This window comes from Neobacillus cucumis (genome assembly GCF_002860255.1).
GTDB lineage: Bacteria > Bacillota > Bacilli > Bacillales > Cytobacillaceae > Neobacillus > Neobacillus cucumis_A.
In genome coordinates this window covers 63,239-79,209 of sequence record NZ_PGVE01000091.1, presented here as the reverse complement: position 1 = coordinate 79,209, position 15,971 = coordinate 63,239, and the positions used below count along the sequence as shown (strand labels likewise).

Below are 15,971 nucleotides of genomic sequence, written 5' to 3'. Positions count from 1 at the left end.
AGCCTTTTCTTTTTAATAATTTCCCCTTAATTCCATAATGTGCAATATTTCTTGTCAGACCTAAGGAAATGAGATGATAGAATGAAAAATCATTTCATACAATGGAATATAACTACTTATTTTGAAAAGAAAGTGGTGTCCATGGTGGAAAAGACTTTTTTAATCAAACCAATGCTTGATGAAATATACCCGGTCATTGATTATGGCAAAGGGGTTTACTTATTTGATAGGAACGGAAAAAAATATTTAGATGCAGCATCAGGTGCCGTGACAGCAAATATTGGTCATGGAGTGGCAGAAATTGTGGAAGCCATGATGGAACAGGCAAAAAAAGTCTCCTTCGTATACCGTTCTCAATTTACAAGCGAGGCTGCTGAAAAGCTGGCCGCAAAGATAGCCGAATGGACACCTGGTGAACTGAATTGGTGTTTTTTTGTGAATAGCGGATCCGAAGCAACTGAGACAGCCATGAAGATGGCCATACAACACTGGCAGGAACGTGGGAATCAAACAAAAACGAAAATTCTTTCAAGATGGGTAAGTTATCATGGTATTACTATGGGAGCGCTTTCGATGTCGGGTCATCCAAGCAGGAGGGCACGATTTATCCCACTCTTAGAAGACTTTCCTGCCATCAATCCACCTTATTGCTACCGCTGTCCGTATAATCTGGAAGCCCCCTCCTGTAATTATTTGTGTGCCAAGGAATTGGAAACAGCAATCAAGCGAATTGGTCCAGACCAAATTGCGGCCTTTATAGCAGAACCTGTTATCGGAGCCGCAGGAGGAGCGATTTCTCCTCCGAAGGATTATTTTAAACAGATAAAAATGATTTGTGAAGAGTATGACATCCTGTTTATTGCTGATGAGGTCATGACTGGATTTGGCAGAACAGGAACGATGCTTGCTTGTGAGCAATGGGGAGTAGTACCTGATATTGTTGCTCTTGGGAAAGGGATGGGGGCAGGCTATGCTCCGATTGCCGCCGCTGTTGCAAGTGAAAAGGTCATGGAGCCCATTCTAGCTGGTTCAAAGTCTGTAATGAGCGGTCATACCTTAAGTGCCAATCCGCAGTCCTGTGCAGTGTCTTTAGCTGTACTTGAATACTTAGAAAAAAACGACATTATGAAAGAAGTAGACAATAAAGGTGTTTATTTAAAATACCAACTGGAAAAGTTAAAGCCCCAATTCAATTTTATTGGGGATATTCGTGGTAAGGGCTTGCTGCTTGGTATTGAATTTGTTGCAGACCCAATTACGAAACAGCCATTCCCAAGAAAGCTGTCTGTTACACAAAAAATAATAGAACACGCAAAAGACAAGGGACTGCTAATTTACCCAGCGGGTTCTGGGATAGATGGGGTAAATGGAGACGCTGTTATCATCTCACCTCCCTTAACGATTACTAAAAGGGAGATTGAGGAGCTGGTCTTTCTGTTAAAAGGAACATTTACTGTTTTTTCAGATGAAATAAATACAGGGATGGATGGTGAAAATTAATTGGAAAATCCATTCGGAAAAATCATTGGGTTAGAGGAGGTCATGAATTTTTTTCATGATGGAATGACCTTAATGTTTGGAGGGTTTGGCGGGGTTGGATCACCACCTTCATTGATTGAAGGGATTTTGGAGAAGGGTGTTCAAGGACTTACATTAATTGGCAATGATACTGGATTTCCTCACATTGGCATAGGAAAAATAGTGAGTCGTGGACGGGCAAGAAAGGTCATTGCTTCCCATATTGGTTCAAACCCTGTAGCAGGCCAGCTTATGCATGAAGGTAAGCTAGAGGTAGAGTTCTCACCTCAAGGAATTTTAGCAGAGAGAATCCGTGCAGGCGGGGTTGGTTTGCCGGCAATATTGTCTGACATTGGCATGGACAATGAAATGGTCTCCAAGAATAAACCACGATATGTGCTTAACGGAAAGGAGTATTTAGTTGAAACAGCTTTAACCGCCGAGGTTTCTATTGTCTATGCCAAAAAGGCCGATGTTTACGGCAACTTGATTTATGACAAAAGTGCCCGCAATACTAATCCTCTTGTTGCGATGGCTGGAGGAATCACCATTGCTGAGGTGGAGGAAATTGTGCCTCTGGGCAGACTTGAAGCAGATGAAATTATTACACCAGGGGTTTTTGTTGATTATGTAATCTCTTCCCAAGGAGTGAATTGGAAATGGGCATGGGAATAGACATCAGAAATCAAATGGCCAAACGGGCTGCAGAGGAAATTCAGAATGGTATGGTAGTGAATCTTGGAATCGGTATTCCATCGCTGGTACCGAACCATCTTCCAAAAGAAATAAATGTCATGTTTCACGCAGAAAATGGGATTACCGGAATGGGGCCTAGCCCTGAAAAAGGAAAAGAGGATGAAAATTTATGTAATGCTGGCGGATTTCCAGTGACCTTGTTAAATGGCGGTTCCTATTGTGATAGTGCTGTTGCCTTTGGAATGATTCGTAGGGGCAGGGTGGATCTTACCATTTTAGGGTCACTCCAAGTGAGTCAATATGGTGATTTGGCGAATTGGATCGTACCGGGAAAAAAGGTACCTGGTATGGGAGGAGCGATGGAGCTTGCTCAAAAAGCTAAAAAGGTTATTGTGGTAATGAACCACTGTGATAAATATGGAAACTCTAAAATTGTAAGTACATGCACACTCCCTCTAACATCCTCTCGGTGTGTTGATTTAATTATCACAGAATTAGGGGTCTTTAAAGTCAAGGAAGAGGGGCTGTTTTTGACAGAATTATTTGCACCATACAATCTTGAAAGTGTAATAAACAAAACAGGATGTGAATTTACAATCAGTGAGAGTATTCGGAATATACCATACTGATTATAAACAGGGGTGAGCCCAATGGAAAAATTTGAACTCCAAGTAAAGCAATGGTTAAAGGAGAATCGAGCTCGTGCCGCGAGACTCCTTCAATTGCTAGTCCGTGAGAATAGCACGCGTGGAAACGAAAGCAGTACACAGGCAATTGTGATAGAAAAATGTCGTCAGTTAGGATTAACACTAGATATTTGGGAAATTGGAGGGGGGGAGTTAATAAAACACCCTGCTTATTGCTGTGACCGTCACAGCTTCGAAGGCAACCCTAACTTAGTTGCCGTATTGAAAGGGTCCGGCGGAGGTAAATCAATCATTTTAAATGGGCATATTGATGTAGTGCCGGTGGGAGATCGATCCAATTGGGAGCATGATCCATTTAGTGGAGTCATTGAGTGCGGGAAGCTATTTGGCCGAGGGGCAACTGACATGAAGGGTGGTAATGTTGCCCTATTAATGGCAATGGAATCGATAATTGCTTCAGGGATAAAACTGAAAGGCGATGTTATCTTTCAAAGTGTCATTGAAGAAGAAAGTGGTGGAGCAGGTACATTGGCCGCCGTTTTAAGAGGTTATCAAGCAGACGGAGCAATTATTCCTGAGCCCACCAATATGAAAATGTTTCCTAAACAACAGGGCTCAATGTGGTTTCGCATTACGGTAACTGGTAAGGCAGCACATGGGGGTACACGATATGAAGGAGTAAGTGCCATTGAAAAATCTTACCAAGTGATTCAAAGTCTGCAAAAATTAGAGAAAGATAGAAATGAGCGAATAACCGATCCTCTCTTTAATAAAATTCCAATCCCAATCCCAATTAATATTGGAAAATTGACAAGCGGCGAATGGCCTTCCTCAGTACCTGATTCTGCCATAATTGAAGGAAGAATGGGGGTATCTCCTGACGAAACCATTCAATCTGCTCAAGCTGAAATGGAACATTGCTTACAGATACTATCCGATCAAGATGAGTGGCTTCGCAAACATCCTCTTAAACTTGAATGGTTTGGCGGCAGATGGCAGCCGGGAAGTCTTGAATCAGATCATCCGTTAATCCATGTATTATCGAAAAGTTACATTGAAGTTAAAGGAGAACCACCCGCTATCGAAGCAAGTCCTTGGGGAACAGATGGAGGTATTCTTTCGACTGTTGGTCATACTCCCGTAGTTGTTTTTGGACCAGGTATAACGGAAGTAGCTCATGATGCCAATGAACATATTGTTCTAGAAGATTTATTTGCAGCAAGTACAATAATTGCCTTAACAATAATAAATTGGTGTGAAATAGCGGAATCATAATGGATTGTCACCTGTATTTGCAGATTGCTAAAATGAGAAGGCCAGAATTTATTTGAGCAGACGAATACTTGACATGATTAGGTAAGAAATTTCTGAGTCTGGCTCATTCCCGGCCAGACTTTGTTTTTGTATTTTAATGAAGATAGATTTTTGAAAAGCAGTTGGGGAGTGACTTTATGAATCAAATCGCATCCACTATTTACATGAATGATACAAACTATTTTGTTGAAATATTTTTGGACCCTTTTAATAAACGAATCAGGGTTGATGATTATCGTGGAAATTCTAGAATTTTGCTAGAAAAAGTGGAGGAGCTTGTTAAACAGCATCAAGCGGAAAAACTGATCATAAAAGTGCGTAGTGAAGATTTTTTAACATTTATCGAAGCAGGACTCCAGCCCGAAGCAATAGTGGACCGTTATTTTCTTGGTTCTGACGCTCATTTTTTTTCTAAATTTTATACGCCTGAAAGAAAAAGGAATGACCATTGGATTACCGAAGATGGAATTATCCAAAGCATTTATCAATTAAATCCATCTGTTGATAGGTCATTCCCACCGAAGGAATATGAATTAAGAAAGGCGGATGAAAGTTGTGCAGATGGGCTTTCGGATTTATACAAGAAAGTTTTTCAGATTTACCCTACGCCATTGAATGATCCGGAATATGTAAAGAAGACTATGAAGGATGGGACCATCTATTATATTTTTACGTATCAAGGACAAATAGTCAGTGCTGCCTCGGCAGAGATAAACTCATTTTACAAAAATGCCGAATTAACTGATTGTGCAACATTAACCGAGCACCGAAAATATGGACTCATGAAAATTATCCTTCAGGAACTTGAAAAGGAATTAATGAATAATGGTATATTTTGTGCCTATTCCATCGCGCGTGCATTATCATTTGGTATGAATGCGGTGTTGTTTCAGCTGGGCTATTCTTATAGAGGAAGGTTTATGAACAATTGTTACATCTATGACAAACTCGAGAATATGAATATGTGGGTGAAAAATCTGGCAAACTGCTGAAAATTTGGCCTGAGGTGCCAAATTTTCAGCACCAAAAGCACTGCTTAATTAGGGCAGGTGAGAAGAAATGGGAGAACTAACGGCACTAACACAAGAGGTCTTGACTGCAATACTTAAAAGCATCGATGAAGGGATTCATGTAGTTAATACCGAAGGGAGAACGATTTTTTATAATGAAGTAGCAGCCAAGCATGATGGAATGGATATAGAAGAAGTATTGGGAAGGCATATCATACATGCATTTCCTTCCCTGACAGAAGAGTCGAGCACCCTTTTGAAGGTAATAAAAACGGGTAAGCCCATTTATAATCAAACCCAGGTGTATGTTAATATGCACGGTGCAAGGATTGACACGATTAATACAACGCTGCCTATATTTCTTGGAGAAGATATAATCGGAGCTGTGGAAATTGCTAAAGATTATTCTAGAATGAAACTGCTAGCTGAAAGACTTTTAGACTTACAAAAGGGTTTTTCAAAAAACAATAATAAAAAGGGCATTAACCAGGTAAAGTTTACATTAAAAGATATAAAAACGATTCACCCTGCTTTTATTAAAACCAAGACAGAGGCAAGGAAACTGGCAATGTCGGATTCTCCAATTCTTATTTATGGTGAATCTGGAACTGGAAAGGAATTGTTTGTTCAGGGGATCCACCATGAATCCCATCGGTCTGTAAGACCATTCGTCGCTCAAAATTGTGCTGCCATCCCAGAAACCCTGCTTGAAAGCATACTTTTTGGAACATCTAAAGGTAGTTATACCGGGGCTGTCGATCGTAAAGGTCTGTTTGAATTGGCTGATGGAGGGACCCTTTTTCTTGATGAGCTGCATGCTATGCCTTTAGAGCTTCAGGCCAAACTGTTAAGAGTTTTAGAAGACGGGCAGTTACGCAGGGTGGGCAGTTCACATAATATATCTGTCAATGTTCGTGTCATTGCGGCTATGAATGTACATCCACAAATAGCCCTTCAAGAGAAAATGATTCGTCATGATCTTTATTATCGTTTGAATGTTTTTACCTTTTCTCTCCAGCCACTAAGGGAAAGGGGAGAAGATATCATGTATTTAACTGATTATTTTATTAAAGATTTTAATAAAAAGTTAGGTAAAAATATTCAAGGTGTAGAAAAAAATCTAGAGCTTTTTTTATCAAGGTATCAGTGGCCAGGAAATGTCCGGGAATTAAAACATACGCTTGAATACATGATGAATGTATGTGAAGGAAGTCTTCTTCAAATTGATGATTTGCCGATTATTCTTAAGCAGTATCCTGCTTCAGCCAAGAGTATTACAAATCCTCCTGATAACCTTTCTTTAAGAAAGAATATGGAGGAGATAGAGAAAAAGCTAATCCTAAAAGCTATGGACCTTGCTCATGGAAATATCAATCAAGCTGCTAAACTCCTTGAAATACCACGACAAACTTTGCAATATAAATTAAAAAAAATCCACGACTGAAGCGCCGAAATTTCGGCGCTTTTTTTCATTGAAAAAGGAGATGAGAACTAAGAATGAGATTTTTAAGCACTTTGTAGAGTTGGCACGAATCTTGCATATCATTTAGTAAAGCAAGATTGGGGGAATGGATATGAAACCATTTTTATATAAACCGAATAGACATTGGAAAGATATAGAGCTTTGGAAAAATGTTACCGATGAACAATGGAACGATTGGCTATGGCAATTAACCAATACAATTCGTACAGTCGATGATTTAAAAAAGGTAATCAACTTAACTCCTGATGAAGAAGAGGGAGTAAGGATCTCGACTAAAACGATTCCCTTAAATATTACACCGTATTATGCTTCGTTAATGAACCCAGATGACTCACGCTGTCCAATTCGTATGCAATCAGTCCCTATTTCAAAAGAAATTTATAAAACAAAATATGATCTTGAAGATCCACTGCACGAGGATGAAGACTCGCCAGTTCCGGGACTTACACACCGCTATCCTGATCGCGTGCTCTTTCTTGTGACCAATCAATGCTCAATGTACTGTCGTTATTGTACGAGAAGACGTTTTTCGGGACAGATCGGCATGGGTGTGCCTAAGAAACAGCTTGATGCAGCCATTTCCTATATCAGAGAAACACCTGAGGTTCGCGATGTATTAATCTCTGGCGGTGATGGGCTGCTGATTAATGATAATATTTTAGAATATATTTTGAAAAATCTGCGGGAAATTGACCATGTGGAAATTATTCGAATTGGTACAAGGGCACCAGTGGTTTTCCCGCAGCGTATTACAGAAAATCTGTGTAATATTTTAAAAAAATATCACCCAGTTTGGTTAAATACCCATTTTAATACCTCTATTGAAATTACAGAAGATTCAAAGAGAGCCTGCGAAATGCTCGCTAATGCCGGGGTACCAGTGGGAAACCAATCTGTTATTCTAGCAGGAATAAATGATAGCGTTCCAATTATGAAAAGACTCATGCATGACCTCGTAAAAATTCGTGTCCGTCCTTACTATATTTATCAATGCGACCTTTCAGAGGGAATCGGGCATTTTCGTGCACCTGTTACCAAAGGACTTGAAATTATCGAAGGATTACGCGGACATACGAGCGGATATGCTGTTCCAACCTTCGTAGTAGATGCCCCAGGTGGCGGCGGAAAGATTGCTTTGCAACCTAACTATTTAATTTCACAAAGTCCTGAAAAGGTGGTACTACGTAATTTTGAAGGAGTCATTACTTCTTATCCGGAACCTGAAAACTATATTCCTGGCAGAGCTGATGAATACTTCGGAAAAATCTATCCTGACATGGCGGAGAAAAAATCACTTGCGGGTATTGCAGGAATAATGAATGACCAGCATTTCAATCTAGTACCCGAAGGATTAACAAGGCTCAATCGCCGTAAGCAATATCATCAAGATCCAGCTCACTCTTCGTTAAAAGATAAGCGGAGTAAACGGGATGAATTAAAGGAGAAGAAATATAAAGCATTGACAGAAAAAGAAAAAGAAAATAACTCAGGGGAACATACGGACCAAGCAATTAAACCGATTAATGAGTAGGAGGTGTATGGATTGAAAATTCAGTGCGAATGGTGTAATAATTCTAATGTTAAATTCATCTCAGACTCTGTTTACTGGGAATTACCTGACGGCTCGCGTGCAATTGAAATCAAAGAAACACCTACACAGCAGTGCTGTGACTGTAATATGATCTATCAGAGTGAAAGAATTGTAAAAGAAATAGAAGATCAATTGTTTTTGATTGATTGTAAGCAAATTGGAAAAGTGATTACCTACGATGAACTAATGAAAAAACCTAGACTTTTGAAGCGAAATTATTTTGATTTCTCATCATAAGGACAAAAAGAGGAGAAGCTTGAACTAAGCTAATCCTCTTTCTTTTTTATTAATCTTTTTAGTTTGTAGAAATGGTTAGCGTGTCAGTTGGTTTTGACATTTCTGTAATGGTTGGATAACCATTTGTTGGTGAAGTGTAGGTTTGAGTGTAACCGACCGTATTAATGGCAGTGACCCTATAGTAATAGGTTTTTCTTTTGCTAACAGATTGATCAAGGTAGGTTGTGGTATTTTCAGCCACCGTCCTTATCTTGGTCCATGGACCAGCTAGTGATGTAGATCTTTCAATATAAAATCCTGTTTCATTTGTGGATTTATCCTGCCAAGTTAAGTTTACACCAGTCTTACCGTAGGATCCTGCTAGATTAGCAGGATCTTTTGGTGCAACAGCTACCCCCATTGGACGCATCATAATATTCTCTTCATGACCAAGAAGATGACAATGCCACAAGTATTCCCATCCGAAATTAACCATTTGATTCGTTACTGTTGCCGGTTGATTTGTTGGATCTACATTCATATATCCCATGGTTGATCCCAGAGGCTTTGTTGGATCAAGCGGCCGTACGCTGTTTGGAAGTTCAAATGGTACATTAGGTACTATTGGCCGTACTGCGATAATAACATCTTCCAATGGATTCATCCGAATGGTATCTTTCCAACCAACTTCGTTTGGATCTGGAGCCTTTATCATTCCATCCCAGCCCACTCGGTTGATTAACTGAACATCAAACATGTGCCAGTGGATAGCATGTGTGTCAACCCCATTATGAGTAATTTTCCAAATTTGTGTCCCATCTTTCAACGTTCCTAAAGGGGCAGCAGAATCAGAGTTTTTAAATAACTCCGTTGGCGGGTCTATATCTGTGTATGGAATGGATGTTTGAATGTTGGCGCTTGTGTGCGGTACTTCGACCCCAAGCATAGAATTCATCCGTCCATAATCTACATCAAAATCCTCAATTATGGATTTTGGCTGTAAGTCCATTGTTATGCCTAAAGCCTCAGCCTTTGCACCCGAGCCCCCGCCGCCTGAAATAGTAACGCTTGGTGCCGAGTCATAGCCATCGCCGCCGTTAACTAGGTTTAGGCTAGCTATTGCAGCAGGGGCAAGCGTTGATGTTGCAGCAGCACCCGAGCCATCACCTCCTGAAATAGTAACGGCTGGAGCAGAAGTATAGCCATTGCCACCACTTAATAGATTTACAGCCCCAAGAGTGGTTGGTTTGAACACCGCTGAAGCAGTTGCACCGCTGCCGCCACCTCCAGATAGGGTGATTGTCGGCATTGTTGTATAGCCAGAGCCACTATTTATAACCGTAATAGCTAAGACCCGACCGCTTTTAACAGTTGCTGTCGCCGTTGCACCCGAGCCGCCCCCGCCTGTAATGGTAACAGTAGGTGGAGAGGAGTATTTAGAACCTCCATTAGTAACAGTTATGGATGATAAGGATGTTGCGTTTAAACTTGCTTCGGCTTTAGCACCTGTTCCAAAACCACCGGTAAATAAAATAGATGGTACTGTTGTATAACCGGAACCGCCATTTGTTAATTTAACGCTTTCAACGGCTCTTGGTGCAAGAGTTGCTGTTGCTGTCGCACCCGAGCCCCCTCCACCTGTTATTTCCACAGTTGGTTCAGAGGTATAACCGGAACCGCCGCTTGTGAGTTTAAGGCCTGTAAGTGGCCCGTTAAAGAAGGTCATAGTTGTGTCAAAGATACGTGCATATCCATCAGCCGGGTAGTTAGTACCAAAAGCATTATTGTAGCTGGCCTGTGGAACGATCGGCTTTTTATTGTATTTGGCATAAGCAGAAGGCAGTTCTTTTTGTAACAAAGCAAAGTCAACAGAAGGTCCAGTTCCTTTAGATGAATTAACTTGGAACTGCATAATAGTCCTTGTATTTGGACCAAAACCAGGAAGTGTGGATGGAGCACCTCCAGTATCCGTTTGATCTGGATCTCCTGTATAATAATCATATCGCGCATCAAACGCTGGAACAGGTGCGGGTGCATCGTTATAAAGGATTAGTTTAGAACCGTCAGGTACTTTTGAAAAATCTACAATGACATCGGCACGTTCCGCTGGACCGAGGAAAAGGGTCTTATTCGTTACATTTAAGACTGTCATACTTCTTCTATCATAGTCGTAACCCACAGGAGTATTAGGTAAGACAACCGGGTTTGGAAGGAATCCGCTTTCTGTTCCAATTTGAATCATACTAGGACCAGCCTTTGCAGGATCTGGTACTCCTCCTTCTCGTCCATCTGTTGGATAGGTGCTTGGAAGACCTGACTTTGGCACTGCAGGAACCATATTCACCTCGCCAGCATTAGGATCTCTTAATGTTCCATCCAAATTCCACATGGTACCATCTGATTTAGCAAAGTAAAGTTGTAAATTAAAAAATCTATCATTACTTGCATTTAAGATCCTAAAACGGTAAGCTTTTCTTCCTACCTCGAGATAGGGGTAAGCTGTTCCATTAACAAGCGGTGTGTCCATGAAAGATTCCGGAACAATGGAAGTATTAGGTACACCAGGAATGGAAGGCGGCTCCCAAGGGGCATTCACAGGATCATAATAAGGATTACTAACTGTACCGTTCTTTATACCAGTAAATGGCGGCCAGAACCATGGTCCATAATCCCACCGCCCCATAGCATTGGCACCTTCGACATCATAAGGATTTTGATTCGGCATATAAACATGTGGGAACCAAAGACTTCCTTTCCCACCCCATTTGGATTTATCCCACGTAGGATCTGTTGCGGCTAACTGCTGATCATTGGGAACGAACGTTTTGTCTTGAATCATCAGTGGAATTTCATTGCCTGGGATAACCCCATCAGAGATTAATTTGCTCTCTACATCATCTCTTAATAGGTAGCCTGCAGATTCGCCAGCATATACATTAAGTCTAGTTATACCATAAGAATGGTCATGGTAAAACATTAATCTAGCACTTTGATCATTTGTATAATAGAAAGTCTGTGAACCATCTCCCGGATCTGGCATGTCTGGTACATTTTTAACACTTACTCCTTTTGGATAAGGTGTTTTTTCACCAGCTGGAGTAATCCATTGGTGCTCTGTACCGTCACTAATCCAAGGGGTATTTCCTCCGTGTAGATGCAGGGTGGCCCGATTTTGCGTATAGTTTACTTGGTCACCAGCAGGAACATTTTGTCCTAAAGGGCCTTCTCCAGCCCCCATAACTGTGGTATCAACAGGTAAAAACAGGTCTCCTTTGCTGCCAATTGGAAGCTTATTCGTAAATTTCACTCGTACAGGACGACCCTTTTGTGCAATAATAACCGGTCCTAAGTAGCTAAACTTACTGACTTTCTCGTCGGTGGTGTTTGTTTGCCTATAACCTCTTAAAGTTGTTTTAGGCAAGTCGGAGTGAAGTTGATCTGTATACTGCCCAAGTTCAATTTCATAATAATCACTTCCTGGATATTTTTCAGTATCTGGAATGGCAACAGGGAGGTATTGTCCTAAATTGTTTGCATTATCTGCTCCTAGAAGAGGCAATGAATCAACAAATTTTCGAATTCCGCCTGTTACGGAATATCCGCTTCCTCCATCCGTTATCGTAACGTTTGTTACAATCCCATTTGCTATTTCTGCCGTAGCAGCTGCACCCGATCCGTTACCACCTGTAATGGTGACATTTGGAGGACTTGTATAACCAGTGCCCCCATTTGTTACCGTAATTTGTGATATAGAACTTATCTCAGTTACAGGATTCTTTATGACTGTTGCGGTAGCAGTTGCGCCAGTTCCTCCGCCACCTTCGAAGGTGACAATTGGACCTACTGAGTATCCGTTACCGCCATTTGATACATTAATCTTGGTTACCATGCCATTTGTAATTTCCGCGTTTGCTGTAGCACCTGTCCCATAACCACCAGTAATGTTAACAGTTGGGGCACTAGTATAACCAGAACCACCATCAATGATAGACATCTCGGTTATAGGACCTGTCCCAGTTGCAGGGTCAATTGTGACAATTGCGGTAGCTAATGCCCCAGTTCCTCCTCCGCCTTCTAGGGTTACGATAGGACTGCCAGCAGGAAGCGGGCTATTTGCATAGTTAGGAATGTTTCCAAAATAGTCCGGGGTTGTTCCAGGAGTAAGCTCTCCAGTTAGGTTTAACCCATTTGGATCTACTACTGTTATCTTTTTTTCAAGTCTTAAAGCCGCTGCCGCCCGGTCTGCGTTTGTAATAATTTTCTTAGTATTTTGATCTTGAACATTGGTGGTTGCTTTTGTAGAAGCACTAGTCTTAGCATTGATGTTTTGCCCGCTAGCCTGGAGCATCAATAAAAAGGACAATAAAACAGCAAAAGTAATTTTTAGCCATTTTTTCATATGTAAGGCCTCCTTATTTTTTGTAACCAGTAAATAGGTTTTCCCTCCTTGGAATCTGACTTATCCATTTCAAAATAATAATAACTTAATAAAGAACGAATATAAATAAAATATTCTCGATAAAGAATGACTGAATTCGTGGGGATTTTATCAAATATGTTTCAAATTTGTTGAATTTTGTTATATTAAAATATTATATAAACAAAGTGATTATGGTGAAAACCTGAGGGTAAATAATACGTGCAATTTATAAATAAATGAAGTAGAACTATCTATTTTATAAAACTGGACGAATATATAAGTATCCGTTATAGTTAGGCTAAGAAAAATGGATGGAACCGAACATAGGGAGAACAAAAAAATATGAGAAAATCATTTTATCATTTTTTAATGAAATATAGACATCCTGCTCCAAAGGATGAAATAAGTGCTTTTGCAAACAATGCGTTTTTGGACCATGCGTTTCCAAAGACATCGTCCGATTACCATGAGATAAGCTTATATTTGGAAATGAACGGACAGTATCTAAAATCAATGACAGTTTTCGATGAAGCATGGGAGCATTATCTCATTTCCGAAAGTTAAACAAAAAAAATCGCCTTCCATCAGGGCGATTTTTTTATTGCAAAATTGTCATGCGCGATATTTTTTACCTTGCATATACTATTGTATTCAAACTACACGACTAATCCATTTGAGGGGATGGGAGGATATGGCAAAAAGGAAAAAACCAAAGTATAAAATCGGTGATACCGTTGTGATCACCATCTATGGTACGGTTGGAAAAGTTACCGATATTAAATTGTTGGACGGCAATTATGTTTATGAAGTAAATAAGAGCGAGGGACTTTATATAGAAGAAGCCCTTCAATTGCTTTCTGAATATGATGGTACAATTGTAGAGCAGGAACAGATTGATATCGAATACAAATTCTTTTTCGGGGACTTAGTTCAAGTAAGCGGATATGGTGCTGATTTATTTAAGATTGTTGGCTTTCGAACAGAAATTTGGCGCTATAAAGAAGATGCCTGGGAAGATGTTATTTACGAGCTTTCTAGGGTCAGTGATGGAGATTGGCTCGAAGCAGGAGAAGAGGAATTAACCCTGGTAGCGGATGCAGAGAATGCAGATATGTTTATCCAAAAACTAGGTCTCCTATACTTCGTCAATAGACAAGAAAAAGCTGCAAAGAATCCTAAAGTTCAGAATACGGTTCGAAAGGCAGAGTTTGAAGAAATTGAAAGAAAAAAAGAAAAAAAGGAATTAATTGATAGCTTATTGGACATATATAATGATTACCGGATTTTACACGAAATGTTTCAGGATCAAGAATACTATCAAGTAATGCGGGTCATCCTTAGAAAATTAGAAAATTTACTAAATAATGATGGTAAAAGCCATGTATAGTTACCATCTTGAAATCTCGAATAATAAATAAAGGACAAAGGGAATTCCCGCCCATTTAATTAAAGAAAACATATAGTTAGTCAACTTCTCAAATAGTTGGAGGGTGCGTCCATCCTCCTTGTTAACATCTTCAATAAATGCCTCTAACTTCACTTGGAAATTTGACATATCTATCCACCCCACTAAAGTTCTTTTTTTTTCATCCTATGCTTGTCCACATAAAAAAAGACATAAATCCTTTAAGTGATTTAAAGGATTATTGCCTTTCTAAAGTAACTAGCATGAAAAGGTCATGTACATCATACATTCTCTAAAAAGGGGGCGATGCTATGAGAGAAATCGAAGTGTTTATTGATACAGAAGAAATTGCCGAATTTTTCTTTCATGAGCTGGTGAAGCGGGGTTACGTTCCTAGCGAAGAAGAATTAGAAGAACTCGCAGATATAACCTTCGAATATCTTATCGAAAAAAGTATTATCGATGAAGAAGTAGAGGATGACTAATAACCTATGAATCAAACGAAAGTCGACCTCCTTAATGATAGATAAGGCAAAAACGGGCATTTATGCTCGCTTTTTGTTTGTAATCAACATCGGCCATAATTCCTATGAGGTTTGGATTATTTATTTGTTTAAACGAAACCTTTATTTTTTTTACTCGTATATAAGATACGAAACTAAGGAGGGGTTTTTATGTTAAAGAAAATCCTAAAATCTCTTATTAACAGTAAACTAAACCATCATCACAAATATTCATCTTCAAGCGATGCATGGAAGAAAATGAATCATCATAAACACAGTCACTATGGACACCATCATTATAAAAAGAAACATAAAAGCGGCAGTTTTTTGTCTAGTTTTTTTAGCAGCTAAATAAGGTGTTTAAATGTTAAAAAGGTCTTTATTATTCTTTTCGAACTTTCTGGAAAGACCATTATCATTTGAAGAAGTGGTTGCTGGGAATTTTAAGGTGATCAAACATCTTGGAATGGGGAGCTATGGACATAGTTATTTAGTTATGGATCTCTCAAAACAGCAAGTAAAGGTTTTAAAAGCCTTAAGGATTCATAAAAGAATTACAAAGTCGGGCAGAAGAGGTTTTGAACTAGAGAAGAAAATATTAAAATCGATTAATCATCCAGGATTCCCTCAATATTTCGAAGAGGGAATTTTTAAGGAGATTCCTTTCTATACAATGGAGTATATTGATGGGAAGAATTTTGAACAGCTTATTTTTTCAGAGGGTTGGACAATATCGGAACAAGGTGCATTTCAAATAGCTGATGAATTACTGATATTAATGGAATATTTGCATAGCAGGAATATTATTCATCGGGATATACGGATTCCGAATGTTATTTTTGATGGGTCAAAAGTTAGGCTGATTGACTTAGGATTAGGAAGATATTTAGGGCAGGAAATTAAAGGGAAAATATTAACAAATGGATTACATTTGCGAAAAGGGTACAATTTTCAAGCTGATTTTTATGGACTTGGACATTTTCTTTTGTTTTTGCTGTATTCCAACTATTCCTTTAATCAAAACCAAAAGGAAAAAAGCTGGGAAGAGGAATTAAATATTTCATCCAAAGCAAAACACATAATTAGAAAGCTCTTACAGATTGAACCTGCATATGACCATTGCTGCCAGATAAGAGAAGATATAAAAGAGCTAAGTACTTAGGAGGAG

The 15,971-nt window shown here is 39.5% G+C and carries 15 protein-coding genes; 13 read left to right on the top strand and 2 right to left on the bottom strand.

From position 1 onward, the window contains the following. Positions 1–144 precede the first annotated feature (144 nt). The 8 genes from CVD27_RS24710 to CVD27_RS24675 all read left to right on the top strand — a co-directional run bounded on the left by CVD27_RS24710 (position 145) and on the right by CVD27_RS24675 (position 8,496). A complete protein-coding gene (locus CVD27_RS24710) occupies positions 145–1,500 on the top strand; it encodes an aspartate aminotransferase family protein (protein ID WP_101651449.1) in 1,356 nt (451 codons plus the stop codon). Between the two features lie 42 nt (positions 1,501–1,542). Then, a complete protein-coding gene (locus CVD27_RS24705; protein WP_180960432.1) occupies positions 1,543–2,193 on the top strand; it encodes a CoA transferase subunit A in 651 nt (216 codons plus the stop codon). Continuing rightward, positions 2,178–2,843, top strand: coding sequence for a 3-oxoacid CoA-transferase subunit B (locus CVD27_RS24700; RefSeq protein WP_101651428.1), 666 nt, complete (start codon positions 2,178–2,180; stop codon positions 2,841–2,843). The genes CVD27_RS24705 and CVD27_RS24700 overlap by 16 nt, the downstream gene beginning before the upstream one ends. Positions 2,844–2,864: 21 nt before the next feature. Next, positions 2,865–4,136 (top strand): peptidase, encoded by a 1,272-nt coding sequence (locus tag CVD27_RS24695; protein WP_101651427.1) that lies wholly within the window; start codon positions 2,865–2,867, stop codon positions 4,134–4,136. Between the two features lie 176 nt (positions 4,137–4,312). Then, on the top strand, positions 4,313–5,167 hold the full coding sequence (gene ablB, locus CVD27_RS24690) for a putative beta-lysine N-acetyltransferase (RefSeq protein WP_101651424.1): 855 nt from the start codon (positions 4,313–4,315) through the stop codon (positions 5,165–5,167). Between the two features lie 67 nt (positions 5,168–5,234). Further along, entirely contained in the window at positions 5,235–6,629 is a 1,395-nt protein-coding gene (locus CVD27_RS24685; RefSeq protein WP_101651422.1) for a sigma-54 interaction domain-containing protein, read from the top strand. A gap of 130 nt (positions 6,630–6,759) precedes the next feature. Continuing rightward, positions 6,760–8,199 (top strand): lysine 2,3-aminomutase, encoded by a 1,440-nt coding sequence (ablA, locus tag CVD27_RS24680; protein WP_101651421.1) that lies wholly within the window; start codon positions 6,760–6,762, stop codon positions 8,197–8,199. An 18-nt stretch (positions 8,200–8,217) separates the two neighbouring features. Continuing rightward, complete coding sequence (locus CVD27_RS24675; protein WP_142384142.1) at positions 8,218–8,496, top strand: YokU family protein; 279 nt, start codon at positions 8,218–8,220, stop codon at positions 8,494–8,496. A gap of 58 nt (positions 8,497–8,554) precedes the next feature. On the opposite strand, the gene CVD27_RS24670 is transcribed toward CVD27_RS24675, so the two are convergent. After that, positions 8,555–12,874 carry a hypothetical protein gene (locus CVD27_RS24670; RefSeq protein ID WP_101651416.1) on the bottom strand — a complete coding sequence of 1,440 codons (4,320 nt, stop codon included), beginning with the start codon at positions 12,872–12,874 and terminating at the stop codon, positions 8,555–8,557. 363 nt (positions 12,875–13,237) lie between these two features. Between CVD27_RS24670 and CVD27_RS24665 the strand changes: the two genes are divergently transcribed. Together CVD27_RS24665 and CVD27_RS24660 are read left to right on the top strand one after the other, a co-directional pair. Beyond that, entirely contained in the window at positions 13,238–13,459 is a 222-nt protein-coding gene (locus CVD27_RS24665) for a YozE family protein (RefSeq protein ID WP_101651414.1), read from the top strand. Positions 13,460–13,586: 127 nt separating this feature from the next. Next, the gene (locus tag CVD27_RS24660) at positions 13,587–14,282 is read left to right on the top strand and encodes a hypothetical protein (RefSeq protein WP_101651411.1); all 696 of its coding nucleotides are present in this window, start codon (positions 13,587–13,589) and stop codon (positions 14,280–14,282) included. On the opposite strand, the gene CVD27_RS28405 is transcribed toward CVD27_RS24660, so the two are convergent. Continuing rightward, positions 14,283–14,450, bottom strand: a complete 168-nt coding sequence (locus CVD27_RS28405) for a hypothetical protein (protein ID WP_180960430.1) — start codon at positions 14,448–14,450, stop codon at positions 14,283–14,285. It abuts the gene before it with no gap. A 161-nt stretch (positions 14,451–14,611) separates the two neighbouring features. On the opposite strand from CVD27_RS28405, the gene CVD27_RS24655 reads away from it, so the two are divergent. The 3 genes from CVD27_RS24655 (at position 14,612) to CVD27_RS24645 (ending at position 15,965) form a co-directional block, all read left to right on the top strand. Continuing rightward, positions 14,612–14,785 (top strand): YozD family protein, encoded by a 174-nt coding sequence (locus CVD27_RS24655; RefSeq protein WP_098529412.1) that lies wholly within the window; start codon positions 14,612–14,614, stop codon positions 14,783–14,785. 189 nt (positions 14,786–14,974) lie between these two features. Continuing rightward, entirely contained in the window at positions 14,975–15,154 is a 180-nt protein-coding gene (locus CVD27_RS24650) for a hypothetical protein (protein WP_101651409.1), read from the top strand. Positions 15,155–15,167: 13 nt separating this feature from the next. Next, entirely contained in the window at positions 15,168–15,965 is a 798-nt protein-coding gene (locus CVD27_RS24645) for a serine/threonine-protein kinase (RefSeq protein ID WP_101651407.1), read from the top strand. Positions 15,966–15,971 lie beyond the last annotated feature (6 nt).

Coding starts and splice junctions, on each gene's coding strand:
- CVD27_RS24705 (WP_180960432.1), top strand. CDS start 1,543: ATGAATTTTTTTCATGATGGAATGACCTTAATGTTTGGAGGGTTTGGC.
- CVD27_RS24700 (WP_101651428.1), top strand. CDS start 2,178: ATGGGCATGGGAATAGACATCAGAAATCAAATGGCCAAACGGGCTGCA.
- CVD27_RS24695 (WP_101651427.1), top strand. CDS start 2,865: ATGGAAAAATTTGAACTCCAAGTAAAGCAATGGTTAAAGGAGAATCGA.
- ablB (WP_101651424.1), top strand. CDS start 4,313: ATGAATCAAATCGCATCCACTATTTACATGAATGATACAAACTATTTT.
- CVD27_RS24685 (WP_101651422.1), top strand. CDS start 5,235: ATGGGAGAACTAACGGCACTAACACAAGAGGTCTTGACTGCAATACTT.
- ablA (WP_101651421.1), top strand. CDS start 6,760: ATGAAACCATTTTTATATAAACCGAATAGACATTGGAAAGATATAGAG.
- CVD27_RS24670 (WP_101651416.1), bottom strand. CDS start 12,874: ATGAAAAAATGGCTAAAAATTACTTTTGCTGTTTTATTGTCCTTTTTA.
- CVD27_RS24665 (WP_101651414.1), top strand. CDS start 13,238: ATGAGAAAATCATTTTATCATTTTTTAATGAAATATAGACATCCTGCT.
- CVD27_RS24660 (WP_101651411.1), top strand. CDS start 13,587: ATGGCAAAAAGGAAAAAACCAAAGTATAAAATCGGTGATACCGTTGTG.
- CVD27_RS28405 (WP_180960430.1), bottom strand. CDS start 14,450: ATGTCAAATTTCCAAGTGAAGTTAGAGGCATTTATTGAAGATGTTAAC.
- CVD27_RS24655 (WP_098529412.1), top strand. CDS start 14,612: ATGAGAGAAATCGAAGTGTTTATTGATACAGAAGAAATTGCCGAATTT.
- CVD27_RS24650 (WP_101651409.1), top strand. CDS start 14,975: ATGTTAAAGAAAATCCTAAAATCTCTTATTAACAGTAAACTAAACCAT.
- CVD27_RS24645 (WP_101651407.1), top strand. CDS start 15,168: ATGTTAAAAAGGTCTTTATTATTCTTTTCGAACTTTCTGGAAAGACCA.